Raw genomic sequence first — 25977 nt, forward strand, 5'->3', positions numbered from 1 at the left:
CAGGAATATCTTTTATTACTAAGTTTATCAATCTTGAAATCACACCAATTCAATAAAACAATTTATATAGTATTATGAAAAAAACAATTTTTGCCCTATTAGCGGCTGCTTCTATCGTAGCATGTAAAAAGAATGAAACTACAGTTGCAGATCAACCTTCGGACAGCACTGCAAGCACATCCATGTCTGCCCCGGTAGATTCTTCTGCAACAACTCCTAATGATTCCACAGCTGTATCCGCCAGTCAGAATACTGCTACAGCCAATCTGAGCGATCAGGATAAAAAATTTGCTGATGCTGCGGCAAAAGGCGGAATGATGGAAGTAATGATGGGACAGCTTGCAGCTACTAATGCGGAAAAGACATCTGTAAAATCTTTAGGACAAATGATGGTGAAGGACCATGGCAAAGCGAATGATGAGCTTAAAGCCTGGGCAACCACCGTCAACTACACTCTACCAACCGCATTGGATGCGGAAAAACAGAAAAAATATGATGACCTTAAAGCTAAAAAAGGAGCTGAATTCGACCGCATGTACACCGATTTGATGGTGACAGACCACAAAAAAGATATCGCAGAATTTAAAAAGCAGGCTTCCGGAGGTTCAGAATCTTCTTTAAAGGCTTTTGCGAGCAAAACTTTGCCAACTTTAGAGCATCATTTAATGGAATCTGAAAAAGCAAAAGCCGACGTAAAATAATTTACTAAAAGTAATAGGAGACCAAATAATCATTGATTATCAAACAAAACAGCATTATGATTCAGGTCATAATATAAAAAATGTTACTTTTTATCCGCTGTGCATTTTACCAATTTTTGGTATTAGATCCGTCAGTTTGAGTATTTTTTCGTAACGAAATGAAGAAAAAAGGTATAGAGAACACATTGATCTTCAAAATTAAAAACTTCTCGATACGATTTTTTCAAAAATCTACTCTAAGTGACGAAAAACAAATCAAAATGTACAACGGGTTATTTTTTAATTTACTTACAATCAATCCATTCAGGACTTCATCTGAAATACAATTATGCTTGACCTCTCGTGCAAATGAGAGGTTTTTATATGATAAATCAGCAGGTTACACCTTACAGTTGATATTTAGGTCTTCTACAGGATCTCCAACCTCTATACGGTGCATATTTCCCCAGTCTGACATCGCTTTCAGCAAGGGATTCATTGTTTTTCCAAGATCTGTCATACGGTATTCTACCCGTGGCGGAACTTCAGGATATACAATCCTTTCAATAATCTGATCATCCTCCAGTTCTCTCAACTGATTCACCAGCATCCGTTCAGAAATTCCTTCAATAGATTTTTTTAATTCTCCGTAGCGCATTGTTCCGTGGTTTAATCTGCACAGTATTGCAGGCTTCCAGCGTCCTCCCAGAATACTTAGCGCTCTTGCCATACCACAGCTGTCGTTAATCAGTTTTTCGTTCAAAGCATTCGTAGATGTCTTCTTTCTCATTTCTTACTTTTTTGTTAGTACTTAACAATTTTATCAGTACCTACAAATTTACAATTTACACTCTACATTTGCATAAAAAATAAGCAATGAAAAATTTATCAGGCAAAATTGCCATCGTAACAGGCGGAAGCCGCGGAATAGGCGCTGCCATCACCCTTAAACTTGCTTCCGAAGGGGCAAATGTTGTATTCACCTATCAGAATTCTGCAGACAAAGCACAGGCACTTGCCGCTGAAATTAAAAATACCGGCGGAACTGCCGTTCCTATGGCCGCGGATAGTTCAAGCCCTGAAGATCTGAAAAATGTGATAGAAAATACAGTAAAACAATTCGGGAAAATTGATATTCTGGTGAATAACGCCGGAATTTATGTAGGCAAACCATTTGAAGAGTATACCTTTGAAGATTATCAGCTCACGATGGATGTGAATGTCAGAGCTGTTTTCTTAAGTTCTCAAGAGGCTGTAAGACACATGCCACAAGGCAGCAGAATTATCTCAATAGGCAGCAATATGGCGGAAAATGCAATCGGGCCTCAAACCACTTTGTATACCATGAGTAAATCTGCTCTGCAAGGGTTTACACGCGGTCTCGCCCGTGATTTAGGTCCGAAAAAGATTACGGTTAACCTTGTACAGCCAGGCCCAATCAACACCGATATGAATCCCGACAATACAGAATTTGCAGATTTCCTAAGAACGCGCATGGCTACAGGGGAATATGGCAAGGCAGAAGATATTGCGAATACCGTGGCATTTTTAGCCGGAAAAGACAGCAATTTTATTACCGGAGCATTTATTACGGTAGACGGAGGCTTTAATGCTTAATCATAAGCTTAAAGAAGACTATCCCGATTATTTATATTAAATTATTGGAAATCACGTAAGAGATGGCTTCCGTTATATTGCTAACTCCAATTTTTTCAAATAATTTACTGCGGTGAAATTTTACGGTCGTAGGCGATACAAAGAGCTGCTGGGCAATTTCTTCAATTTTTAATCCCTGAAGATACAGCCTGATGATTTCTATTTCCCTTGGCTTAAGGGTAATTTTATTCTGTCCGGACCATTTTTCCGTATCCAGATTATAACACCAGTAAACGTCGGAAATATTTGATGATATGCAGATATTTCCGGCAGTTTTACTAAGAGCATACGAAGCTATACAAACCATCTTAGAAATATCTCCTTCTTCTGACACTTCGATTGGTGTAATCTTATGGTTCACCAACACATCCACAGTACTGACGCTTTTAATATGGAAATCATAAGCAATGGTGTGCTGTTTTTTTTCTTCGGAGGTAAGGCATTCAAAAAATTTAAATCCGGCACTATTGACTGCTTTCAGGATTTTAAGATCTTCAGCCCTTGCATATTTACGAAAGAACCTATAGCCTATTTTTTCTACTTCTTTAGAATGCAAACCGGCAAAAAGAGAAGGATTTTCTGATATAAACTCCAGTTTTTCATTTTTAAGATCAATAATATAAATACAGCCCACCCCCGTTCTGCCCAAAACTTTCAGGGCATTGTAATACATTTCGCAAGATGTATTCCGCCCCTGATTATCAACACTGCCAACGCCTGATGTGTTTGAAACATATCCCATATTTTGATTTTGATAATTTTTGCACCTCAAAACTATACAAAAGTATAGTAATATTAAAATTTTATTAAATTATATTTACACTCAGTTAATGAACGAGTCTTATTACCACTAAAAATTAAGGTTCTTTCAATTAATACAGTCTGTCCGGAAATTGAAACCACGTTCAATTGTGAAAGGCAGACGATTCTATTCCCTTTAAAAATGATCTGATGGCATTACAAATCTGTATATGCTCTAAGAAGATATTTTATAACTGAAACTGACAGTATTCTTAAAAGGGATCTTCAAAAAGATTAAGTATTAAAAATATTATTATTAAAATTAAAAGATAATAATATTGATTTTTAAACAGCTAAAAAGATAAAACAAACATAAAACTGTACGAAAGTATAGTATTATAAAAATTGTATTAAATTATTTTTACGAACATATAAAAAATTATAATTAATAATTAAAATCCTATTCCAAATGAAAAAATTCCAAAACAAACCATCCCACCACATCAGGTTATAATACTCCTTTACCATAACCTTCGGAATCATCATCACTGATATTCCGGTATTACTGCGAGAGACATTACTCTTGTGGCTATTCATCTTGTTTATAACTCATTTTACAGCCATTAAACTACTAATGGCCTGTACCAGATTTTATATGAAATGAAAAATAAAGGCTTTACTCTATTTTATAAAAAAACCAAACCAACCAATCAATGTTTATCAACTATTTATAAATATTAATATATGAGAAAACTTTTACTAATCGTTATTTTCTTGTGGTCTTTTGCGTCGGTTGTCTCGGGGCAAACCTGTACTCCGGTACCGGTTCCTTTTCTACAATCATTCAGTACAGGGGCACTTCCTACCTGCTGGACCAGTCAAAATCCAACAACTACGTCAACCAACGTCAACGTAAAGTGGAAATTTTCCGGAGCTGCCGGATATGGAGCCACCGGAAACGGAGGAAAGCCTTCAGGAACTTTTGCCTGGGTAGACGCCTCTTCACCATTTGATAATGAGCATAATGTGGAGCTTATCACTCCGCAGATCAATTTAACCGGCCTTACGACTCCATATGTAAAGTTCGAATGGTTCAAAGATCATTTAACAGCATTGAACGGAACCGTTCCTGTCGCTGAAAACAATGAGCTGAAAGTGGCTGTAAACAACGGTAGCGGCTGGGTACAGATCTGGTCCAGCAATACCAACAGCCCGGAATGGAGAACCGTAGGGATTCCTTTGGCAGCGAGCTATGTGGGAGCTACTGTTCAGTTAAGATTCACTGTAGATAAAGATGTTTTATCTGGCGGTGATTTTTATGATGATGTACTTTTAGATGAAGTACAGGTAATAGAAGCGCCAACTTGTTTTGAACCTGTTGCTTTGCCTGTCACCAATATTGTTCCTAATTCAGGTACAATCAACTGGACTGCACCTCTTGCACCTGCTCCGGCACCTGCAAACGGATACGAATACTACTACAGTACAACGAATACAGCGCCTACGGCTGGAACTGTCGGTACACTAACCGCAGCAACCACAGCTGACTTAACACCGCTTGTTCCGGGCACTACCTATTATTGGTGGGTAAGATCTGTCTGTTCACCTACTAATAAATCATTATGGGTAGCGGGTGCTCCTTTTACACCCGGTCAGATCGGAGGCGGAACTGCCACTCATGGATATTTACCGATTTATTCTTGCTCAGGATTTAATTATTCACAGCAGATCTATACAGCTTCGGAGGTTTCAGGAGCTGTCGGAACCAATAACTATATTACCTCCATTAAGTTTTTTGTTGCGACCACCGCAACGACTCAGGCCAACTATAACCAATGGGTTGTTTATCTGGGCAATACATCACAACTTGATTTCGCAACAACATCAAGCTGGGTACCTTCAACTTCTTTAACACAAGTATACACAGGAACACTGCCTGCAATGACAGCCGGAACCTGGGTAACTCTACCATTAAGTACACCTTTCCTATGGGATGGAGTAAGTAATATTGTTGTTGCCGTTGATGAAAATTCTACAGGAACTTCATGTACAGCAAACTGGGGAAGCTATACCGCAGGAACCAACCGAGGAATGCTTTATTACAATACAACAACAAATCCGGATCCTGCAAATCTTCCGGTGGCAATCAGCAGATATTCTGTATTGCCAAGAATCCAGATGGTGGGTACTCCGCTGGCTCCGTGTACTAATAACCCGCCTGCTAATATTGCTGTAAACAATATCACTTCAACATCTGCAAATGTTACCTGGACAGCTACTGCCAACGCAACTTATGTAGTGCGATACAGAACAGTACCGGGAGGAACATGGCAAACGATTACCATCAGTACACCATTAATTAATAATGTTACGCTACCAGGACTTCTTGAAAGTACTCAATATGAAGTACAGGTTGCTACGATTTGTGGTACACAGGGAGCGTTTTCGGCAAGTGTAAACTTTACAACTCCGGCACTAACTTACTGTAGTGTTGCTCCGGCAACCGTAACGAACGGATATATCAGCAATGTAACAATGATTGGCACCAATGTGCCTTTAACGAGCAATACGTCAGGGCCATCAACCTATACAGATTATTCTTTAGACCCTACAAAGACTGTTACCCTATTAAGAAATTCTGCTAATAATACTTTATCTGTAGGAAGATCTATTGCTACCGGAACATATACAACTTATGCATGGATCGATTTCAACGGTGACGGAATTTTTGACAATAACCCATCCACAACACCAGGCGGGGAAAGAATCATGAATTTAGGGTTCTCAAGCACAACGCCAGTAACCGCTACTTTTAATGTTCCGGCAAATGCATATTTGGGAACTAGTAAAATAAAAATGCGTGTGATCGTTTCTTCAACGACTCCAGCCAATGCCTGTACAGCATTAACCGGAAATGGTGAAGTGGAAGATTACTACGTTAAATTTATCGATCTTCAGCCATGTACGACTGCAGCACCAACGAATATTGCAGTAAATAATATTACACATAACTCTGCGTATGTATCATGGTTACCTGCATCCAACGCAACTTACGTGATCAGATGGAGACAAGGAACAACAGGAGCATGGTTACCTTCTGCAGCAGGGCTTACACTTCCTGCAGGACAAAGCTTCCATACTATTACGGCATTGCTTGAGCAGACTGCTTATCAGGTTCAGGTAGCCACAATCTGTAGTGGTACCCAGGGGGCATTTTCGGCAAGTGTAAACTTTACAACTACTCCACTTACCTACTGTACAATGATCGGTACAGGAACGGGAGATTTCATTTCAAATGTAAAAGTTACGCCTACTAATTTCCCTGTAATGGATAACACATCTGTTCAGAATAATTATACCAGTTATACAACGCCCGCAACTCTTGTTAATTTAGAAATAGGATCTTCAGGAAACCAGATATCAGTTTCTAAAGACTGGGATGGAACTACGTATGCTGAAGCAGTATATGTTTGGATCGACTGGGACAGAAACGGTGTTTTTACAGATGCTGAAAGAATTATGACTTCTGCGGCAAGCACCACAACTCCTGTTACAGCGACATTCTCTGTACCATCTACAGGAATTTATACCGGTCCCTTAAACACAACGATGAGAGTTGTTCTTAAGCGTACCAGCGCACCTGTAATGTGTGTGAACCCCGCTAACGGTGAAGTAGAAGACTATGCCGTAAAATTAAGACCTTGTAATAATGCTACTCCAGGAAATCCTGTATTTTCAAGTATTACGCACAATTCGGTTTCGATAAACTGGGCAGCTGCAACCAACAATAATGCATTTGTTTTAGAATACAGACCGGTAACAACACCAGCTTCTGCATGGATCCCTTTGAATCTTTCTGTTTTAGCAGGAAACCCGCCGGTAGCCATCAGCGGACTTACACCGGCCACTACTTATGAGGTAAGAATTGCGGCAGTTTGTGGCAGCACAGGAGTTGGGATTTTCACACCTATCCGTACATTTACAACAAGATGTGATCCCAATCCCCCGAATGTAACGATCAGTAATGTTACTTCCAATTCAGCATTAATTACATGGAATCCTATTGTTCCTAATGCCAACTATATTTTAAGATGGAGAGAAGTAGGAACTATCCCTTGGAACCAGCCGACTATTCCTCAGCCGCCGGCTAATTCATATACAATTCCGAATCTTAGTTCATTTAAAACTTATGAAGTACAGGTAGCAAATATATGTACAGGAGAAACAACTCCGAATACATGGTCTAATCCTAAAGTATTTACTACTGTAAGAGTTTGCGAAATAGCACCTCCGGGACTTACCATTACCAATATCACTCCAACAACTGCCGAAGTTACATGGAGTTCATTCCCTGGGGCAACTTATATTTTAAGATACAGAAAAGTAGGAATTCCGAGCTGGACATCCGTTACCACAAATACAAATACGATTACATTAACAGGACTATTGGAACTTACAAAATACGAAATGCAGGTAGCCAATATCTGTGGCGGAACACCGGGAGATTATACCAATCTTTATTATTTCACGACACCTACTATCGTATACTGTCAAATGTCATCGGGTAGCTCTGCAGCAGAATTTATCTCAAAAGTTCATGCAAAACCAAACGGAAAACCTGAAATGATCAATACAACACTTGGGTCAAGCTATTCAGACTTCACAGGAGATTCTACGAAGTTTATCGAATTGATACAGGGATCAACAAGTAACCAGATTACCATAGATAAAAAGCTTGGCTCTAATGCAAAAGCCGGAGTAACAATCTGGATCGATTTTAACAGAAACGGATACTTCGATATCGATGAAAGAATTATGGCAGACGGCCCTAACACCAACCCAACGGCAAGCACTACCTTCAGTGTTCCTGCCAATGCATTTATAAGCCTTACAGACTATCAGTATGTTGTAATGAGAGTTGCAATGCAGAAAGACGGAATACCTGTGAACTGTGTAGACTTCCCGAATGGCGAGGTTGAGGATTATACGGTTAGAATTTCTAAACAAAAAGTTCCGAATTCTGTTAATCAGACCGATATTCTTATTTATCCTAATCCGGTAAGTACTACACTCTATGTAAAAAATATCAGTCCTAAGGCAAACTATAAGATCTACAATGCAGAAGGAAGATTAACATCAACAGGGATACTCCTTAACAACTCTATCAATGTGAGTAATCTTATCAATGGGGTTTACCTTATTGAGATAGAAGACGTACAAGGATCTGTAATGAAAAAATTCATAAAAGAATAAATTCTGATTATGAATTCAATTTAATTTTTAAACATCATGAAAAAAATACTATTCGGACTGCTAATATTATGCTTAACCTTCAGTTCTCTCTTTGCCCAGAGAGACACAGAGCACTGGATAGCACCCTATTATGCTTCTACAGCTTACACTCAGGCATTATACTTGTCTACTGATTCTACCACTCCGGTTGATATTACAGTATCAAGTAATAATACCATACTTGGGACTGTTGCCATCAGCAAAAGCAATCCTCAGATTTTTGTAGTGCCCGTTAATAATATTGCTGCCAATGCGATTGGTGAAGCCTTCAGTGTTATTAATAAAGGAATTTATGTAAAAGGCACCCGACCTTTTTATTGCAGTCTGAGAATGGTGAGCAGTACCACGCATGCCGAGATTATCACAAGTAAAGGGAAAGCAGGTATCGGTAAAGAATTTTATGTTGCCGGTACCCCTTCTACAGCAACGATTAGCGGTTTTAATTTCTCTGCAGGAGTAATGGCCACAGAAGATAATACAGTTGTCACAGCTACCTGGAACGGAAACGTAACGTTCATCAACGGTACACCGCCTGCCAACACGCATACATTTACCCTGAACAAGGGACAATCTTTTATTTTTGCAGGTCTTCCGGGAACGGGAGGCCTCAATCTCTCCTCTTTTATCGGAGCTAAAATTGTTTCTGATAAACCTATTACACTAACCAACGGAAATGTAAACGGAAATTTTGGAGCCAATACTTCCGCAGGATCAGATGCGATTCTCGACCAGTCTGTACCTACCGAAAGACTCGGGAATACATTTGCGATGGTAAGAACAAGATCTACCACAGCAGACTTGGAAGGTGGTATTGTTGTAGGAACAGAAGATAATACACAAATATTTATCAATGGTGCTGCAACACCAATTGCAACCATCGACAGAGGAGAATATTATAGAATTTCGGGGGACAGCTATGTTCAGCAGGGTACTTCGGGACATTATAATATGTTTATTTCTACCACTAAAAATGTATACCTGTATCAGCTGGTTTCAGTTACCAACAGCAGCGCCACCTGTGGTTTCAATTATATTCCTCCATTGAACTGTTTCTTGCCGAGAAAAATTGATGAAATCGGTAAAATCAACGAAATGCCTACGGGTACAGGAACCACGAGTGTTGTTCCGTCAAATACCATCGTAAAACTTAATATTCTGACAGAGGTCGGAGCTACCGTCACTGTTAATGGTGTACCGCCTTTAGCATCGGAAGGTCCTTTCCCGCTAACAGGAAATACAAACTGGGTTACCTACGCCGTACCGTCTATTACCGGAAATGTATCGATCGTTTCTAATAAAGCAGTTACAGCAGGAATCAACGGTGGATACAGTACTTCAGGATACGGAGGGTATTTTGCAGGATTTTCTTCAATTCCTCTTATTGCCAAGCAGTCGGGAGATTGTATTCCGGGGATTATATTAGAAGTGGATGACAGTTACGATACCTATCAGTGGTATTTAAACGGAAACCCGATTCCGGGAGCTACCTCCAACTCTTATACTCCTGTCGCTTCGGGTAATTATACGGTAAGAATTACTGTAGGATCTTGTCCGCCAGCTACGACTCCAATTTATAAGGTTTACACCTGTCTTAATCAATCTACAAAGGCACTTACGGTATGTGAAGGTTATAAGGCAATTGTTCCGGAATTTACAAACTCTACCCAGACATACGTACCAGGTACAGTAACAATTGTTACCCAACCTACCAATGGTACCGTAATTATTGATCCGAATGGGGTTATCGGATATACTCCGAATTTCGGATTTGTGGGAACAGATACTATTGTCTACAAATTCTGCGGAAACGATCCGGAATTTACAGATTGCGAGCAGATCACTTTAACGTTGACGGTTTCAGAAAGCCCAACCGTAACGAATGCCACGTTAAGAACCTGCTTCATCCCGGATTATCCTGCAACAGGATTGTTTAATTTAACAACAGCCCCTGTAACTTCTGCACCGGGAATTATCAAACAATATTACCCTTCGCCGACAGACGCCCAGAACGGAACCAACGAAATTACCAACCCAACAGACTATGTTGCACCGAACGGGGTTGTTTATATTAAAGTAAGCAATGCCAACGGTTGTTACAGAATTGCTGAGGTATCTTTGGTTGTGTTCCCGCCTACCTACTCTACTGTGCTTGAGGATAAAGTTATTTGTATGGAAGACACCACAACATTGGATGCAGGCCCAGGGTTTACCTCCTACGACTGGAGTACAGGAGGTACGGGTCAGAGTATTAGCAATGTTTCGGTAGGAACTTATTGGGTAGATCTGAAAACAGGACAGTGCGTGACGAGACAAAAGGTTACCGTGTACGCTTCCGAGCAGCCGGTTATAGCAGGCATCGATATTTCCAACAATAAAATAGCGGTAAATGTAACGGGCGGAAAGGCTCCTTATCAGTACTCGATAGATAATATCAGCTGGCAGGATTCTAATGTTTTCGAAAATGTTCCGAGAGGAAACAATACCGTTTATGTGAAAGACGCTTACGATTGTGATCCAAACAGTGTAGAAGTTACGGTTCCAAACTTAATCAACGTTATCACTCCAAACGGGGACGGTGTAAATGATGTATTGGATTATTCTGCCTTGGCTCATAAACCGAATTTTGTATTCAATATTTATGACCGATACGGAAGTAAAATGCATCGGGGAAATAAAACCAATGAGTACAAATGGGACGGAACAGTAGGCGGCAAAAAGGTCTCTACCGGAAACTACTGGTTTGATATCAGCTGGAACGAGCCAAACAGCAAGCAGACGCCGGTAAAATATTCGGGTTGGATCTTGGTAAAGAACAGAGAATAATTTCATTCAAAATTAAACAAGATTCAAAAACATTAAAATATCTGAACCTATTATGAAAAAAGCGTTATATATATTTTTAATTTTTATTTCGGGAATGCTGTCCGCACAGAAAAATCAGCCTACAAAGCTTGTTGTTTGTAATGATGCTGTGGGAACCGTAAAGTTATTTGATGAATATAAAAATCAAACAGAAAAAGTAAATGTTTTCAAGACCAAAGCAAGCTTACCATCGAACCTGAAAAAATTCGGTTTTCTTGCTGATAACGGTCTTACGGAAATAAAACTGAAGAAAAATGCAAGCCGCCCCGATATGATGTCGCTGGAAATGCTGAACGAACAGTACGGCCTGCCTAAAAATACAACTGTATTTATTGACGGATATCAGTTTGATCATCCGGAAATCAATATCTACAGCGAAATAATTATTAACGGTAAGATTGTAGATTCTGATGGTCGAAAATCACTACACATCTCTACAGTTGATAATTAAATCATTTTAATATTAATCCTGAGGGCGGACATCTGAGTCCGCTCTTTTTATTTAATTTAATTCAAAATTAGCAATAATTGTTTAAAATAATTATCCGGCATTATTAATTTTTCTCTGCTTAATGAACTGATAAACAGAACCTGCGATAAACAGAACGAAAAGAAGTAAAAGTGTTCTTCCAATTAACGGATCGTTAATATCTTTTGCCAGCGGATGACCTACAGGTACACGGGTAAAAGTTTCATTCACAGTCGGAACAAGCGATAAAAAGAAGCTGAACGAAAGGCAAAAATTTTCAAAAAACCTTGCCCTGCCACTGTCTTTTTTCTTTGCATACAGAAAATAAGCAATCAGTACCAGGACTAAGATAAAAACAGAAAATACATGCCCCGGATTGAAACCTCCGTGTTTCGACAAACCTAAAGCCGTAACACAGGTGACAGCTGTTCCATAAAAATAAATTTTCCCGGAGGTTGTGCCCAATTCTATTTTGCCATATTTTACAAACGCAGCTAATGCCGCAACGATAGCACCGATACCAATAATGGTGTGAAAAATTCCTAAAAGTGATAAGCCCATTTTTATACTATTTTAAATTGATTTCCTTGTTTAAGTAACTCTGCAAATTTCCAAAACAAGAGGCAAAACGGTTTTATCAATCGGTTCAATTATATGGTAATTCGGTTCAGAAAAAGTCCTGAAACGGAAGTCGCAGGATTATTATTAAAGAATTATAGTTTTTAAATGATTACTTTTTGTTTTGTAAACGGTAATGGGTAGGCGAAGTTTTGTATTTAGAAGTAAAGCTTTTTGTAAAATTGGCAGAATCGTTAAACCCACAGTCGAAAGCGATTTCCGTAATCCGTTTATCTGAAACAATGAGAAGCTCTGCCGCTTTTTCCAGCTTCTTGTTTTTAATGTAATTGGCTGGCGTATCATTATACAGTCTTGCAAATTCTCTTTTGAATGATGACAGGCTTACATTGTTTTGGGAAGCAAGCTCTTCAATGGTGACAGGCAAAAACAAACTCGCTTCAATTCTTTGCTTAAAAGTATAAGACGTCGGTGAAAAAAGCTGAGACAAAATAAGCTGTACCGATTCCGAACTCTGAGTCTGTGCAAGCAGCAAGATGATTTCCTTGAGTTTTAAAATTAAAATATCTTCATTTACCAAAGATGGATTCTGAAAATAAAACAGCAGGCCTTCAATGTATTTTTCGATTAAAAAATCACTGTTGATCATCTCGCTTGATGTATTCGAACTCTTATTTTTAGGAGCCTGAAGCAATAAAGGAAGCTCTCTTTCGTAAATTTTCTTTAAAATATCCGGATGAAAAGTAACAATCACTATTTCACAGTTACTCTCAGATGTATTATAAATCTTCTTTCCGGAATGAATACAGTTCAGAAACAGGGAATAATGGATCGGGACATCAACTTTATTTTCAGCATCCTGATATTGAAAATTTCCTTCCAGCACATAAAGAAAACAGGCCTGATCCGCAATCGGAAAATCAAATGTAAATGGAGACTGTATGACAATTTTCTGCAACAGGGTTTTACCGAACAGATCATACTTTTTATAATCATTGATCATAGCAGGTGGTTCTGAAAATATTTTTTGGTAAATTTATATTAATTTTAAATTCAACCACATTAAAAAATTATGTGATTCAGCTAAAAGTTTTTTGAATATCCATTATTTATCATACTTGGATTTTAACCACGAAGTGCACTAAAGATTTCACAAGGAACACAATAGTTGCGAACTTTGTGGATAACCTTAGTGTACATTGTGGTAAAAAATAATCATGATTACAGCAAACAACATTTAATTATAGCATATTGCGGACAATCAGAAAAAGTTTAAATAAGTTTATCATTTAGATAACCAAAATTCTCAAAAGAGAAAAAATCTCTCTTTTTACTAATGTGCTCTCTTTATTCTTATTTATTAACTTTAAATAAAAGCAGCTACATCTTTTGCCTCTTTTGACTCCGTCAAATCTTCGATTTGTGGTTAATAATTTTAGTTTTCCGCAAGGTATTTATGAACAAAAGAAATCGCCATCGAACCCTCACCTACCGCAGAAGCCACTCTATTCATCGCTCCTGAACGCACATCTCCCGCGGCAAAAATTCCGGGAAGACTGGTTTCCAGTAAAAACGGGTCTCTTTTTAGTTTCCAGTTTTTTGTAAATTCGGGATATGCCGTAAGGTCTCTTCCAGTTTCTATAAAACCTTTCTGGTCACGCTGAACCGACGCTCCCAACCAATCTGTGAAAGGTTTGGCTCCAATAAATATATATAAAGCTGCAGCATTTCCGGTTGTCTTTTTTCCGGTGGGCAAATGTTCAATAATTAAATTCTCCAGATGAGTGTCCCCTTTGGCTTCCCTTACTTCAGTATCCGTTAAAACCTCAATATTAGATAAATCGGCAATCTGCTGAATCAGGTAAGATGACATGGTATATGATAAACTGTCTTTGCGAACGATGATATATACTTTATCGGCAAATTTCGAAAGATACACCGCTGACTGTCCCGCAGAATTCCCTCCCCCTACAATGTAAACGCTTTTGTCCTTGCAGGCTGAAGCTTCTGTAGTTGCGGCACCGTAATAGATTCCCGCACCTGTAAAATCTTCAATTCCCTTGGTCTCAAGCTTTCTGTAATCAACCCCGGTGGTAATGATGATGGAACGGCAGTTAATTTCCTGCCCATCATTAAGGGTGAGTATTTTATACCCTTCAACCTGCCTGATATCCACCACTTCTCTCGGCGATAAAAATTCTGCGCCCAAACGTCGGGCCTGGCTTATAGCACGTCGTGTAAGATCTGCACCCGTTAATCCCGATGGAAACCCCAGGTAATTTTCAATACGAGAACTGGTGCCTGCCTGTCCGCCTGGAGCTTTTCTTTCAATGACCAATGTTTTCAGTCCTTCCGATGCTCCATAGACGGCCGCTGCCAATCCTGCAGGGCCGGCTCCGATAATCACTACATCGTATACCTCAGCCGTCACTTCCAGATTACATCCGATTCTTTCTGCCAAAGTCGCCACGTCGGGTTGGATAACGATACTTCCATCTTCAAGAAGAACAACGGGTAAATTTTCTTTTGAAAGATTATTAAGCTCCAACAGATGCTGCGCTTCAGAATTTTTCTCAATATCCATCCAAAGGTATGGAATCAGATTTCCTGCCAGATAGTCTTTTATATTGTGAGAAAAAGGCGAATATTGGTAACCAATGACCCTTAATCCTTTAAAATCGGGCTTATAATTACTTTGCCAATCGGAAATAAGATCATCAACAACAGGATATAATTTTTCTTCCGCCGGATCCCACGGCTTCATTAAATAATAATCCAGCTGAACTTTATTGATGGCATTAATTGCAGCCTCGGTATCAGAATACGCAGTAAGCAGAATCCGTTTGGCTTCGGGATATATCTTGATCGCTTCTTCCAGAAAATCTACGCCTTCCATCTCCGGCATGCGCTGATCGCAGATGAACATGGCAACGGCACGGGCTTCATTCTTAAGCTCGATTACTCTTTCCAAAGCTTCCTTTGCGGAAGTTGTGCTGATGATTTTGTATTGGCTGCTGTACTTTGTTTTCAGATCCCTTGAAATGGCATTCAGTACCTGAGGATCGTCGTCTATTGAAAATATGATTGGTTTTTCCATGATTATATTGAGAGTTTATTGACAATTAAGAGCACTGTTGAAAGGAATGCATATAGTAAAGGTTGTAGCTCCCGGTACAGATTCCACTTTTACAGAGCCTTTATGCTTCAGCACAATTCTTCTTGCGGTTTCGAGCCCCATCCCTGTGCCTTTTCCGATTGCTTTGGTTGTGAAAAAAGCATCAAATATTTTAGTTCTTATACTTTCAGGAATTCCGGGACCGTCATCGGTGATGGTTACCTTCACAAATTCACGGTCTTTTTCTGTGGTAATGGTAAGTCTTCCTTTTTTATTGATTTCCATACTGTCGACAGCATTGTCGATGATATTCGTCCAGACCTGATTGAGCTGTCCCGTATATGCCATTACCGAAGGAAGGGTCTCGTCATATCTTTCATCCACTTCTATATTGCCTTTACGGATTTTGTAGCCTAAAATGCTGAGGGTATTGCGAATACTGTCGTGTATATTGGATGCCATCTTTTCAGATCCGCGATCCATATGGGTGTAAATTTTAATCGATTTGATGAGTTCGGCAATCCTTACCGAAGACACCTGTATATCCTGAATCAGTTTTTCGGTCACCAGCATATTCAAAAGCCAGTTGAAGACCGCAGATAAAGCATGCTCCGGAACGATTTTCTGAAAATTCTGAAGATTTTCCGTCGTAAAATTAAAATCAACAAAAGTTTCGGAAATCTCTTCTGCATTAAGGACATTTTTTTCTTCCAGCCAGTCTGCAATCTGCTCTTCCCTTTTCGATTTTTCTCTTAAATTCAGTACCGGTCTTTCTGTGATGGCCAGAATCTTTAGAAGTTCTCCGCTTATTCCGTCTACCTGAGAAGCTTCCAGATGCAATGATGTCAGCTCTTTAAAAGCTTCAGGTTGTACACGCAAATGCTTACGGAGAGACAGCGAATCGCTTACCAAAGCCGCCGCAGGATTATTGATCTCATGGGCAAGTCCGGCTGCCATTTTTCCCAATGCTGCCATTTTATCATTCTGCTGCTGAAAAGCGGTAAACTCCCGAACCCTGTTATTCATAATGTGTACTAAGGCCTGGGTAAGTTCAAAGTGATTGCGGATCATGGTACGGATTTCATCTGTATTAAATGACATGATTCTTACCTCACCGATTGCCTGACTGTTTACCCCGGCATTTATACTCCGCGAATATGGAAGATATCCAAAGATATTGCCTTTGCTAAGCACTCCGATTTCCCGGTTTTCATTGCCCTGTTTAATAAAAAGATTAATATGACCTTCCAAAATAAAATGTGGCCCGTCGATTTTATCATTTTCATAAGTAATAAATTCTCCGGCAGTATAATCTGTGACTTTACTGTTATTTTCAAGCCATTGCAGCTGCTCATAAGGAACAGCAGCCAGCGCATCAAATTGCTGCAAGATCTCTATACTTTGTGCCATATTATATTCCTTTATTGTATTAATGATCTAGGGTAATAATCAGTATCATTTTTGATGATTAAAGATAAACATAAACGGCAGGAAATACAACAAGCCGATTTCAATAATATGATAAATTCTGCTTTACTATCTTAATCCTTACTTTACCAGCCTTATTCCTGAAAACTGCCACTGCAGCTCTGCCTGAAAAAAATTGCGGTAGGTATTTCTGCTGTGTCCTTTGGGTGTGGCTTCCGATGCCCCGCGCAATACCATCTGATTGACCATGAATTTCCCGTTGTACTCACCTACTGCGCCCGGTTCTTTTTTAAAACCCGGATACGGCAGATATGCACTGTTTGTCCATTCCCAACGCTGACCCCATTTAAAATGGGGAGACGCCACTTCCCATTCCTGTTCGGTAGGCAGACGCATGCCTTTCCATGAAGCATACGCTGACGCCTCGTAAAAACTGATATGGCTGAGTGCCTGATCTGGATCAACTTGCTGCAAACCATTTAAAGTAAAATACATCCATTTTCCATCGATTAAATGCCAATACAACGGCGATTTTTTTTGGTGAAGATTCACCCAATTCCATCCGTCGGCATGCCAATGGCGAAAATCTTCATAACCTCCGGCCTCCATAAATTCCAGATACTCTCGGTTGGATACAACTTGGTCCGAAATTTCAAAATCGTTCAGGTATACTTTGTGTCTGCCCAATTCATTATCGAAACAAAATCCAGAACCCTGAAATCCTATTTCATAAATTCCTTCCGAAAAATGTAAGAATTTGGGAGCTTCAACAGTTTCACTCTCCTTATTTTCTTTTTTATACACAGGAAAGAGAGGATTATGACCTAAAATAAATTTGATGTCGGTAAGCAATAATTCCTGATGCTGCTGTTCATGATTAAGTCCAAGTTCCAGCAAAGGTTCTATTTCAGCATTGAACAAGCTGCTGTTCATGAATTCGATCATCATTTCGTCGACATATTTCCTGTATCTGTAAATATCCGCTACAGACGGACGGCTGAGGTTTCCCCGATCTGTACGGATTACCCTTGCCCCGATGGTTTCGTAATAACTGTTGAAAACAAAATTGTACTGCGGATCGAAGATTGTATAGGAAGGATAATTAGGCACCAGAATAAACGTTTCGAAAAACCAGGTCGTATGCCCCAGATGCCATTTGGGCGGACTGACATCTACCACAGGCTGAACAACATAATCTTCAATTTCCAGAGGGGAACATATTTCTACAGAATGATTTCGGATATCTTTAAATCGCTGAATAAAAGAAGTTGCAACGGTATTATTTTCCATGATGATCTATTTATTTGTTTTGTTTACCTGCCAGACACTGTCTATAAACCATTTCTTTGAATCTTCTATTTCTGCCTTAACAGTGAATCCTGACTTTTCAGCTAAATCTTTAATATCTTCTTTGGAAAACTTTTGTGAAATTTCCATTTCTATTACTTCATTCTCGGAAAAGAAAATCTTTTCTTCACCAATTTTCACTTTCTGATCCGCCAGGCTCACCAAAAAACTGTGACAAGCTCCACTCAAGGGATCATACGTTTCATAATGACGGAATTGATCAATGGTAAAATCTGCTTCTAATTCTTCATTAATTCTTGATAAAAGGTTCAGGTTGAAGGCTGCCGTAATCCCGGAAGGATCATTGTAGGCTTTTAAAATGATATGCGGATCTTTCTTTAAATCAAAACCAATCAGCAGGATATCTCCTGGGTTTAATATTTCGTACAGCTCTTTACAGAACTTTCCGGCATCATGCGTACTCATATTTCCGATATTGCTGCCGAGGAAAAGCACTACTTTTCTGTTTTTGGAAATTGCTGATGTTTTTTTCAGCATTTCCATATATTCGCCTTCCATAGTTACAATCTTCAGCTCCGGCAGCTGATTTTTCAGATTATTTTCCAGCACGGAAAGAATATTTCCTGATATATCAATGGGAAAATAGGTAAAATCGATCTTCATTTCGTTCAGATGTCTGATCAGATAGGTGGATTTCAGCGCGTCTCCGGCACCCAGTTCGATAAGATCAAACGGTTCATTATAAGCACGGATGCTTGCTGCCAATTCTTCCGTTTTATTTTCAAAAATATCGAGTTCACAGCGGGTGAGGTAATATTCCGGCATCGCCATGATTTTTTGGAACAGCTCATCTCCTTTTTTATTGTAAAAATATTTTGATGATAAGTGTTTAGGCGTAGATTTCAGCCCCTTGATCACATCATTGAAAAAGTTTTGATGACTGTCGTTCTGACTGGTATGGTGGAATTCATCAGTAAGTGGTAGATTCATATTGATTGTCATTTAGTTTTTAGAATTCTGCAACTATCTTGCCGTCACTTCAAAGCGATATCTGATTATTGTACAAAATCTGTTTTAAATTAGCTAAAAAATGTAAACGACAACGAAATTTATAAAAATTTAATTTTACAATAGAAATGTAATGTTACGTTTACGTTTTAACAATAATAAAAAAGAGCTGCAGTAACCTGCAACTCTTTCATTTTAACGTATCGACTATTATCTATTGAACCATTACAAACAGTTTGTTATTCATTAAACTCATTATAAGTTAACCCTAAAGGGCAAAAATTTAAAACAGTTATCCGTTAAATTTTATAAAAACAATTAAGGGTTTTGCTCGTATCCGGCAATCTGAACCTGATTCAGTGGAATCTGATACAAATAATCGTTGGTGGTAATGGTAAAATTGTAATTGTTTGCAGCTGCCTCAGCATTGATTACACTTACACCGATATTCCATCTTACCAGATCATGCCAATACACCCCTTCTCCTGCAAATTCTGATCTTCTTTCTCTTCTCAAAGCCGTTATAAAATCTGCTGACGAAATGGATGTGGAAAGAGGGGCAAGACCTGCTCTCTGACGGATTCTGTTCAGTTGAGGAACAGCAAGCGCTGTACTTCCCTCATAATTTAAAACTTCTGCGTACATTAAAATAACATCGGCATATCGGATAACCGGGAAATTGATTGGCCAATCGTAACGGTTGCTGATCACCAATCCGGGTTCACGGAATTTAATAAAATAATTAGCGTTATCCGGCTGACCATTGGCTGCAATGAATGACGTTTTTATCGTAAGGTTTTTTCTTAAATCACCCGGTTCGTAAGAATTGATCAATGACGTTGAAACTCCCAGCTCGGCAGAACTGTACAAACTACTTTGTGCATTGTAAAGCGGGTCGGTTACCCCAAAATTCGGCGATACATAACTTGGCAAGTAAGATCCCTGAGAAACTCCTCCGCTGATGTGTTGAATTTCGAAAAGGTGGTACTTATTGTCGTTCGCACTTTTGAAAAGATCTGCATAATTAGGTGCAAAGGTTACATATTGTCCTTCCACCTGAATCACCGCAGATAAATGCTCTTTGGCTTTAGCAAGATAAGAGCTGTTGTTTAAAGGATATCCATATCCCGTAAGATATACTCTTCCCAACATAGCATGAGCCGCCGGTTTGGTGATTCTTCCTTTATTTTTGGCATCGTAGGTATTTTTCAGACCCGCAACTGATGCTTCAATTTCTGATGTGACAAAATTATACAAAGTCTGAAGATCAGTTCTGGGAACTGCCGCCGCTTCCGTAGGAGTCATCGGATGATCGATTAAAGGAACTTTCCCGAACATTCGCATTAATTCAAAATAAGCATACGCTCTTAAAAACCTGGTTTCCGCGCGGTACTGCTCTTTTGTTGCACCATCTGCAAAAGGAACCGCATCAATTCTCGCCAAAATATTATTAGCATAGCTCACCAACTGATAAGCATCATCCCAAAGAATTGACATCTCTTCGGTAGAAGAAGTATCCTGAAAACGGTTGATCGCAAAATAATCTCTGTTTCCGTTTTGAGAAATGGCATTGAAGTTATTCGAACGAACTTCTGAAGCTAAAAGATAGAAATTTACATCATATCCCCCTCTTGAAGAAGAATTAATCATCGCAGAATACACTCCGGAAACCGCCTGCTGAATCTGCAATTCTGTGGTATAGAAAGACGTTTGTGTGATATTATTTTCAGGTTCAAGCATCAAATCTTTTTCACAGCTCACTGCTGACATTGTTAAAGCCCCAAAAATCAAGGCTTTGCCTAAAGTTTTAAAATTCAGTGGTAAAAGAAATTTATTTTTAATATGTGTTGTTTTCATTATCATAAAATTAGAAGTTAAAGTTTAAGCCCATCATATAGACTTTTGCATTAGGATATGCTCCGTAATCAGTTCCGTCCGACTGTACAGATTCCGGGTTGTATCCACCGTAATAGTGATCTTTTCTCCAAACATTTTCTAAACTCACATAGAGCCTTAGGTTTGAAATTTTAAGTTTTTGACTCACTTCCTTATCAAAAGTATACCCAAGCGTAATGTTTTTCAACTGAATATAAGTGGCATCATACAGCCATCTTGTATCCAGCAGACCTCCTGTAGTACCATCCAGTCTAGGTGTTTTTCCGTCTCCCGGTTCCGCATCAGAACGCCAACGGTTTGCCCAGTTCCCCATCACATTTTGGGTAGTCCCCATACTTGTACGGTCGATGGCTCTCCCCAATAATGCATAGCTGTACCCTCCTTTTTGCCCCTGGAAAAATACCGACAAATCGAAATTTTTATACGAGAATGTATTGGTAAAGCCCCAGTAATAATCAGGAGTTGGTCCACCGATAATGTGACGGTCGTTCTCATCAATTTTACCATCACCATTTACGTCTCTGTATTTAACGTCCCCTGCAATGGCTCCCACTGTTTTTGCTACACCAGCATTGGCGATGTCAGCACTCGACAGTACCCCGATTGCTTCATAAAGATAGAAGGAATTAAGCTCTTCCCCTACCATGATAATATTGGTAAGATCACTGAAACCTGTCGGAATCGGCTTATTATTATTTCCTAATTTTGTAACTTTATTATTATTGAATGCAATGTTAGCAGAAGTATTCCATTTGAATGCACCCACCAAGTTTCTTGTGCTTAAATCCAATTCTAAACCTGTATTTCTCACAGAGCCTACATTTCTCCAAATCGTATTATATCCTGTAACTGAGGCGATAGGTTCCTGAAGAAGAAGATCCTTGGTATTTTTAATGTAATAATCTGCAGTGAAATCGATTCTTTTAAATAAGCCTATTTCCAAACCGAAATCAGAAGATTTTGTTTTTTCCCAGGTAAGATCCGGATTGGCAATGGTATTAGGAATCAGACCTGTAGAAACCGACCCTCCAAACGAGTAGTTACCTCCCGAAAGCGTTCCGAATGCTCTGTAGTCTCCGATAGAATTGTTTCCGTTTTCCCCCCAGCTGTATCTCAGCTTCAAGTTGCTCAGCCAGTTCTGATTTTGTAAAAATTCTTCTCTGTCGATTTTCCAACCTCCACCGAAAGCGGCAAAAGTTCCCCAAAGATTATTCCAGCCAAACCTTGAAGATCCATCTCTACGGATACTCGCAGAAAGCATGTATTTACCTTTATAATTGTAGTTTACACGTCCAAACATCGAGATCAGCATCCATTCTGAAGCGGTATATTCTGAATTTAAAACAGACACCGACTGGGTGAAGTTAAATGTTTTTAAATCATCATTAGGAAAACCTCTGTTTCTGTTGTACTGCGTTGTTGTTCTGTAATTTTCAGCACTGTATCCTGCAATCGCATCAAAATCATGATTTCCGAAAGATTTTTTATAGCTTAACAAACCTTCCCCTAAGTACCTGTTGTAATTTACCGTTCTTCTGCTTCCGATACTTACCTGCCCCGGCACGTTGGTAATTAAATTGAATGTTGGCGTGTAGCCTGTATTGATATTAAAGTTGTTGGTGGCTCCTCCTGATAATTTTAAATTTAATCCCGGTAAAATATCATACGAGAAATACAAACTTGATAATAATCTGAATTCGTTGGTATCGTTGGTCGTATTTTCCATTAATCCGATCGGACTTTGAGTAGAACCTGCCCATCTGTATTGTAAGTTTTTCCAGAAATTGGTATAAACTCCAGCACTTAGCTCAGCCACAGGCACCATTGATAACATTTTGTGAGCAGTGTTGTCTTTTCCGTCAACAGTAGCTCCATAACTTTGAGAGTAACTTGGCCGCAAAGTAATTCCCGCTTTTATTTTATCTGAAAGATTTACATCAATCGCTGCACTCAGATTAAATCTGTTGAAACCTGTATTGATGGCCAAACCTTCCTGATCAAAATAAGCTCCCGAAATGGCATATTTTATCCCTTTCCCTCCGCCTCTTACAGCAAGCTGGTAATTCTGAATGGCAGCCGGGCGATAGAATTCGTCCTGCCAGTCGATGTATGCCACCTGATTGGTTCCCCATCGCGGATCGATCATATAATTGATATTGGCTAAATTGTAATCTGTTGTGTTGGCAAGATTAAAATACTGTGCTCTTTTCTCATAACTGTCTGAAGCTAAATTTCCAGGCGCCAAAGCCGTCCACCTTTTGTTGATGGCTTCGGTTGCAAAATCAATCCACTCTGAACTGGACATGATATCGAGTTTTTTCTCGATCGTCTGAACTCCATAATATTGTGAAAAACTAAAAGTTGGTTTCCCTGAAGCCCCTTTTTTTGTGGTAACAATCACTACACCGTTTGAACCTCTGGATCCGTACATCGCTGTGGAAGCAGCATCTTTAAGCACGTCAATCGATTGCACATCATCCGGAGAAATATTTGCCATATCATCCACAACCATTCCGTCTACCACGTAAACCGGCGAATTACTGGCCGAAATGGATGCTGTACCACGTACTCTGATCTCCAATGGTTCCCCCGGTTTCCCTGAAGTGGCCCGTGTTTTTACCCCTGCAATCTGACCGGTCAAAGCCTGATCCACTCTCGCAATGGGACGATCTTTAAAGGTTTCTGTATTTACCTTACCTACTGCTCCTGTAACTTCTCCTTTTTTCTGGCTTCCGTAGGCAATAATGACTACCTCATCAATATCTTTGGTTTTCCCACTGTTTGCCTGTATTGTGTCTTTCGTATTCCCGGTCTTTGGTTTTTCCTGCGCAAAGGCTAAACCCGTGGCTCCTACCAACAAGCCCAGCGTTATTATCGTTTTTTTCATTTATCCGTTGTTAAGTGTTTAAAAAGATTACCATTACTTTCCTATTTTTAATTCTATACTCACTATAAAGCTGTTAAAGTGCTGTAAAGCCCCATTTTTGTTTGTTTTATAAAAGTATATGTATTGGAAAACTCTGCTATCCTGTAGTCACCTGTTATTATTCTCATTCGAGAGAAATAGTTAAGGATAAATAATTGTTAATTATTTTTTAAGAGGAGTGGCTATTGTAAAAAGTAATATCAAGAAAACCTTATAAAAAAGGAGTCGCACTTTGCAAAGAATATATTTTTAATCAACTGAAAAATTGACTAACTTCGGTATTTTGTTGGTAAATCTAATTGAAGGCTATGATCAAGCTATTAGCAACCACTAACTGACATGAGAAACGATTGCTTTAGCCCAGAACAAGTCCAGATAAAATTAATTTGATAGAAAAAACAGCCCTATTAAAAATAAAGCTGTTTTTTAAATATTTTATGCAAAATGAGACTGATTTACATAACAGAAAACATAGCTTTCAAGATATCATCATACACCTGCTTATCTGCTTCTCCGGTACGGGCCAAAACCCTGATTCCCGAATAATTATTAAAAATAAATCTTGCCAACGTTTTAGCATCCATATTTTTAGAAATCTGTTCCAAATCCTGACCTTTTTGCATGGCTTTTGTAAAAATACCTTCCATAATCTGGGTATTATTTTGTACAATTTCGGAAATTTCGGAATCGTGCACAGCCAGCTCAATCGAAGTATTTACCATGAAACAGCCTTTTGTGATGCGGTCTTCCAGACTCTCGATAACTGCCTGTTTGAAAATATTTTGTAGTGTTTCTTTAATATTTTCTGAAGTATCGAAAAGCTCTACGATCTGATCCTGAGATTGTTTCTGATATTTTTTCAAAGAAGCGACAAATAATTTCTGCTTATCTCCAAAAGTATCATACAGACTGGAACGGCTCAAACCAAGATGAGTCACCAGGTCCTGCGCCGAAGTCCCGTTGTACCCTTTGTACCAAAAAATCTCAATCGCTTTGTCTAATACCTGATCTTCATTAAATTCTTTAGTTCTTGCCATGATTTTAACTTTAAATTGTTAAGCAAAGATAAGAAATTTACGGAACATTCATTCCGGAATTTGAGAAAAAAATTTTAAACTACTGTATTCACAGTTAAACCACCGTCAACAACGATTTCTGCCCCAGTGATGAAAGAAGAATCTTCTGAAGCCAAGAAACTTACTGTTTTTGCAATTTCGCTGGATTGTGCAAATCTTTTCAATAAAATTTTCTCTCCTAAAACCACACCGAAACCTTCGACTTCTTCATTTGATAATCCTAATTTTCCATGCAACGGAGTTTCAACAGGACCGGGAGAAACTGCATTCACTCTGATTTTTCTTGATGCCAATTCTACCGCAAATACTTTGTTTAAAGATAAAACTGCTGCTTTACTCGCTGCATACACACTAGAATTTGGCATTCCCAAATGCGCGTTCACCGAAGTGTTTAAAATAATAGAAGCTCCGTCATTAAGGATCGGTAATAATTTCTGGATTGTGAAATAAACTCCTTTTACATTCACATTCATAATGCTGTCGTAGTGTTCTTCTGAAGCCGAATCTACAGGCGCGAAAGCCGCAATTCCTGCGTTTAAAAACAAAATATCAACTTTTCCGAACTGAGAAGAAACCTGCTCTACCAAACTGTCAATAGATTTTAAATCTGTCTGATCTGCCTGAATTGCTGTTACATTCAGCTCTGTTTCTGCCTGCACAAGTGATTCTTTGTTTCTTCCGGTTACAATCACTTTTGCCCCTTTTTCTGCCAATTCTTTTGCTGTTGCTAATCCGATTCCGCTATTTCCGCCTGTTACGATAGCTACTTTGTTTTCTAAATTTTTCATTTTTAAAATGTTTTAAATATTGTTTGTAAATTTTCTGATACAAAATTACATTAACGGAATGATCGTTCCGTAATAATAATGTTAAATTTTTGTTAAATTTTATTAATCCTCTTTTTAGGAGATTTGTCCCCGTTGGAGATATCGCGTCAATCGCGA

At 39.0% G+C, this 25977-nt stretch carries 17 protein-coding genes; 5 read left to right on the forward strand and 12 right to left on the reverse strand.

The window, feature by feature from the left end:
* Positions 1–74 precede the first annotated feature (74 nt).
* Entirely contained in the window at positions 75–701 is a 627-nt protein-coding gene (locus tag BUA89_RS14715; protein WP_072959546.1) for a DUF4142 domain-containing protein, read from the forward strand.
* A 379-nt stretch (positions 702–1080) separates the two neighbouring features.
* Here BUA89_RS14715 and BUA89_RS14720 read toward each other — a convergent pair whose 3' ends face one another.
* Positions 1081–1470, reverse strand: a complete 390-nt coding sequence (locus tag BUA89_RS14720) for a winged helix-turn-helix transcriptional regulator (protein ID WP_072959549.1) — start codon at positions 1468–1470, stop codon at positions 1081–1083.
* An 86-nt stretch (positions 1471–1556) separates the two neighbouring features.
* On the opposite strand from BUA89_RS14720, the gene BUA89_RS14725 reads away from it, so the two are divergent.
* Positions 1557–2297 (forward strand): SDR family NAD(P)-dependent oxidoreductase, encoded by a 741-nt coding sequence (locus BUA89_RS14725; protein WP_072959552.1) that lies wholly within the window; start codon positions 1557–1559, stop codon positions 2295–2297.
* Positions 2298–2328: 31 nt separating this feature from the next.
* Here the strand turns inward: BUA89_RS14725 and BUA89_RS14730 are convergent, their stop codons facing one another.
* On the reverse strand, positions 2329–3078 hold the full coding sequence (locus BUA89_RS14730) for a response regulator transcription factor (RefSeq protein ID WP_072959556.1): 750 nt from the start codon (positions 3076–3078) through the stop codon (positions 2329–2331).
* A gap of 743 nt (positions 3079–3821) precedes the next feature.
* Between BUA89_RS14730 and BUA89_RS14735 the strand changes: the two genes are divergently transcribed.
* Genes BUA89_RS14735 through BUA89_RS14745 form a run of 3 tightly spaced genes read left to right on the forward strand, consistent with a single transcriptional unit; the run spans position 3822 to position 11682 of the window.
* Positions 3822–8330: a fibronectin type III domain-containing protein gene (locus BUA89_RS14735; RefSeq protein ID WP_072959559.1), complete on the forward strand. Its 4509-nt coding sequence runs from the start codon at positions 3822–3824 to the stop codon at positions 8328–8330.
* A 36-nt stretch (positions 8331–8366) separates the two neighbouring features.
* Positions 8367–11192, forward strand: coding sequence for a T9SS type B sorting domain-containing protein (locus BUA89_RS14740; RefSeq protein WP_072959564.1), 2826 nt, complete (start codon positions 8367–8369; stop codon positions 11190–11192).
* Between the two features lie 52 nt (positions 11193–11244).
* Positions 11245–11682, forward strand: coding sequence for a hypothetical protein (locus BUA89_RS14745; protein ID WP_072959567.1), 438 nt, complete (start codon positions 11245–11247; stop codon positions 11680–11682).
* 90 nt (positions 11683–11772) lie between these two features.
* On the opposite strand, the gene BUA89_RS14750 is transcribed toward BUA89_RS14745, so the two are convergent.
* The 10 genes from BUA89_RS14750 to BUA89_RS14795 all read right to left on the reverse strand — a co-directional run bounded on the left by BUA89_RS14750 (position 11773) and on the right by BUA89_RS14795 (position 25821).
* Complete coding sequence (locus BUA89_RS14750) at positions 11773–12261, reverse strand: hypothetical protein (protein ID WP_072959570.1); 489 nt, start codon at positions 12259–12261, stop codon at positions 11773–11775.
* Positions 12262–12430: 169 nt separating this feature from the next.
* Entirely contained in the window at positions 12431–13279 is an 849-nt protein-coding gene (locus BUA89_RS14755) for a helix-turn-helix domain-containing protein (protein WP_072959574.1), read from the reverse strand.
* A 432-nt stretch (positions 13280–13711) separates the two neighbouring features.
* Positions 13712–15373 carry an FAD-dependent oxidoreductase gene (locus tag BUA89_RS14760; protein ID WP_072959577.1) on the reverse strand — a complete coding sequence of 554 codons (1662 nt, stop codon included), beginning with the start codon at positions 15371–15373 and terminating at the stop codon, positions 13712–13714.
* 15 nt (positions 15374–15388) lie between these two features.
* Entirely contained in the window at positions 15389–16801 is a 1413-nt protein-coding gene (locus BUA89_RS14765; protein ID WP_072959581.1) for an ATP-binding protein, read from the reverse strand.
* Between the two features lie 138 nt (positions 16802–16939).
* Positions 16940–18109 carry an ergothioneine biosynthesis protein EgtB gene (gene egtB, locus BUA89_RS14770; RefSeq protein WP_072959584.1) on the reverse strand — a complete coding sequence of 390 codons (1170 nt, stop codon included), beginning with the start codon at positions 18107–18109 and terminating at the stop codon, positions 16940–16942.
* A gap of 6 nt (positions 18110–18115) precedes the next feature.
* The gene (egtD, locus tag BUA89_RS14775; RefSeq protein ID WP_072959673.1) at positions 18116–19117 is read right to left on the reverse strand and encodes an L-histidine N(alpha)-methyltransferase; all 1002 of its coding nucleotides are present in this window, start codon (positions 19115–19117) and stop codon (positions 18116–18118) included.
* Between the two features lie 336 nt (positions 19118–19453).
* Positions 19454–20992, reverse strand: coding sequence for a RagB/SusD family nutrient uptake outer membrane protein (locus tag BUA89_RS14780; RefSeq protein WP_072959587.1), 1539 nt, complete (start codon positions 20990–20992; stop codon positions 19454–19456).
* A 10-nt stretch (positions 20993–21002) separates the two neighbouring features.
* Entirely contained in the window at positions 21003–23918 is a 2916-nt protein-coding gene (locus BUA89_RS14785) for a SusC/RagA family TonB-linked outer membrane protein (protein WP_072959590.1), read from the reverse strand.
* Positions 23919–24412: 494 nt separating this feature from the next.
* Positions 24413–24994 (reverse strand): TetR/AcrR family transcriptional regulator, encoded by a 582-nt coding sequence (locus BUA89_RS14790; protein WP_072959592.1) that lies wholly within the window; start codon positions 24992–24994, stop codon positions 24413–24415.
* 74 nt (positions 24995–25068) lie between these two features.
* Positions 25069–25821 carry a glucose 1-dehydrogenase gene (locus BUA89_RS14795; RefSeq protein WP_072959597.1) on the reverse strand — a complete coding sequence of 251 codons (753 nt, stop codon included), beginning with the start codon at positions 25819–25821 and terminating at the stop codon, positions 25069–25071.
* Positions 25822–25977: the final 156 nt, after the last annotated feature.

This window comes from Chryseobacterium arachidis, from assembly GCF_900129245.1.
Taxonomy (GTDB): Bacteria; Bacteroidota; Bacteroidia; order Flavobacteriales; family Weeksellaceae; genus Chryseobacterium; species Chryseobacterium arachidis.

Coding starts and splice junctions, on each gene's coding strand:
- BUA89_RS14715 (WP_072959546.1), top strand. CDS start 75: ATGAAAAAAACAATTTTTGCCCTATTAGCGGCTGCTTCTATCGTAGCA.
- BUA89_RS14720 (WP_072959549.1), bottom strand. CDS start 1,470: ATGAGAAAGAAGACATCTACGAATGCTTTGAACGAAAAACTGATTAAC.
- BUA89_RS14725 (WP_072959552.1), top strand. CDS start 1,557: ATGAAAAATTTATCAGGCAAAATTGCCATCGTAACAGGCGGAAGCCGC.
- BUA89_RS14730 (WP_072959556.1), bottom strand. CDS start 3,078: ATGGGATATGTTTCAAACACATCAGGCGTTGGCAGTGTTGATAATCAG.
- BUA89_RS14735 (WP_072959559.1), top strand. CDS start 3,822: ATGAGAAAACTTTTACTAATCGTTATTTTCTTGTGGTCTTTTGCGTCG.
- BUA89_RS14740 (WP_072959564.1), top strand. CDS start 8,367: ATGAAAAAAATACTATTCGGACTGCTAATATTATGCTTAACCTTCAGT.
- BUA89_RS14745 (WP_072959567.1), top strand. CDS start 11,245: ATGAAAAAAGCGTTATATATATTTTTAATTTTTATTTCGGGAATGCTG.
- BUA89_RS14750 (WP_072959570.1), bottom strand. CDS start 12,261: ATGGGCTTATCACTTTTAGGAATTTTTCACACCATTATTGGTATCGGT.
- BUA89_RS14755 (WP_072959574.1), bottom strand. CDS start 13,279: ATGATCAATGATTATAAAAAGTATGATCTGTTCGGTAAAACCCTGTTG.
- BUA89_RS14760 (WP_072959577.1), bottom strand. CDS start 15,373: ATGGAAAAACCAATCATATTTTCAATAGACGACGATCCTCAGGTACTG.
- BUA89_RS14765 (WP_072959581.1), bottom strand. CDS start 16,801: ATGGCACAAAGTATAGAGATCTTGCAGCAATTTGATGCGCTGGCTGCT.
- egtB (WP_072959584.1), bottom strand. CDS start 18,109: ATGGAAAATAATACCGTTGCAACTTCTTTTATTCAGCGATTTAAAGAT.
- egtD (WP_072959673.1), bottom strand. CDS start 19,117: ATGAATCTACCACTTACTGATGAATTCCACCATACCAGTCAGAACGAC.
- BUA89_RS14780 (WP_072959587.1), bottom strand. CDS start 20,992: ATGAAAACAACACATATTAAAAATAAATTTCTTTTACCACTGAATTTT.
- BUA89_RS14785 (WP_072959590.1), bottom strand. CDS start 23,918: ATGAAAAAAACGATAATAACGCTGGGCTTGTTGGTAGGAGCCACGGGT.
- BUA89_RS14790 (WP_072959592.1), bottom strand. CDS start 24,994: ATGGCAAGAACTAAAGAATTTAATGAAGATCAGGTATTAGACAAAGCG.
- BUA89_RS14795 (WP_072959597.1), bottom strand. CDS start 25,821: ATGAAAAATTTAGAAAACAAAGTAGCTATCGTAACAGGCGGAAATAGC.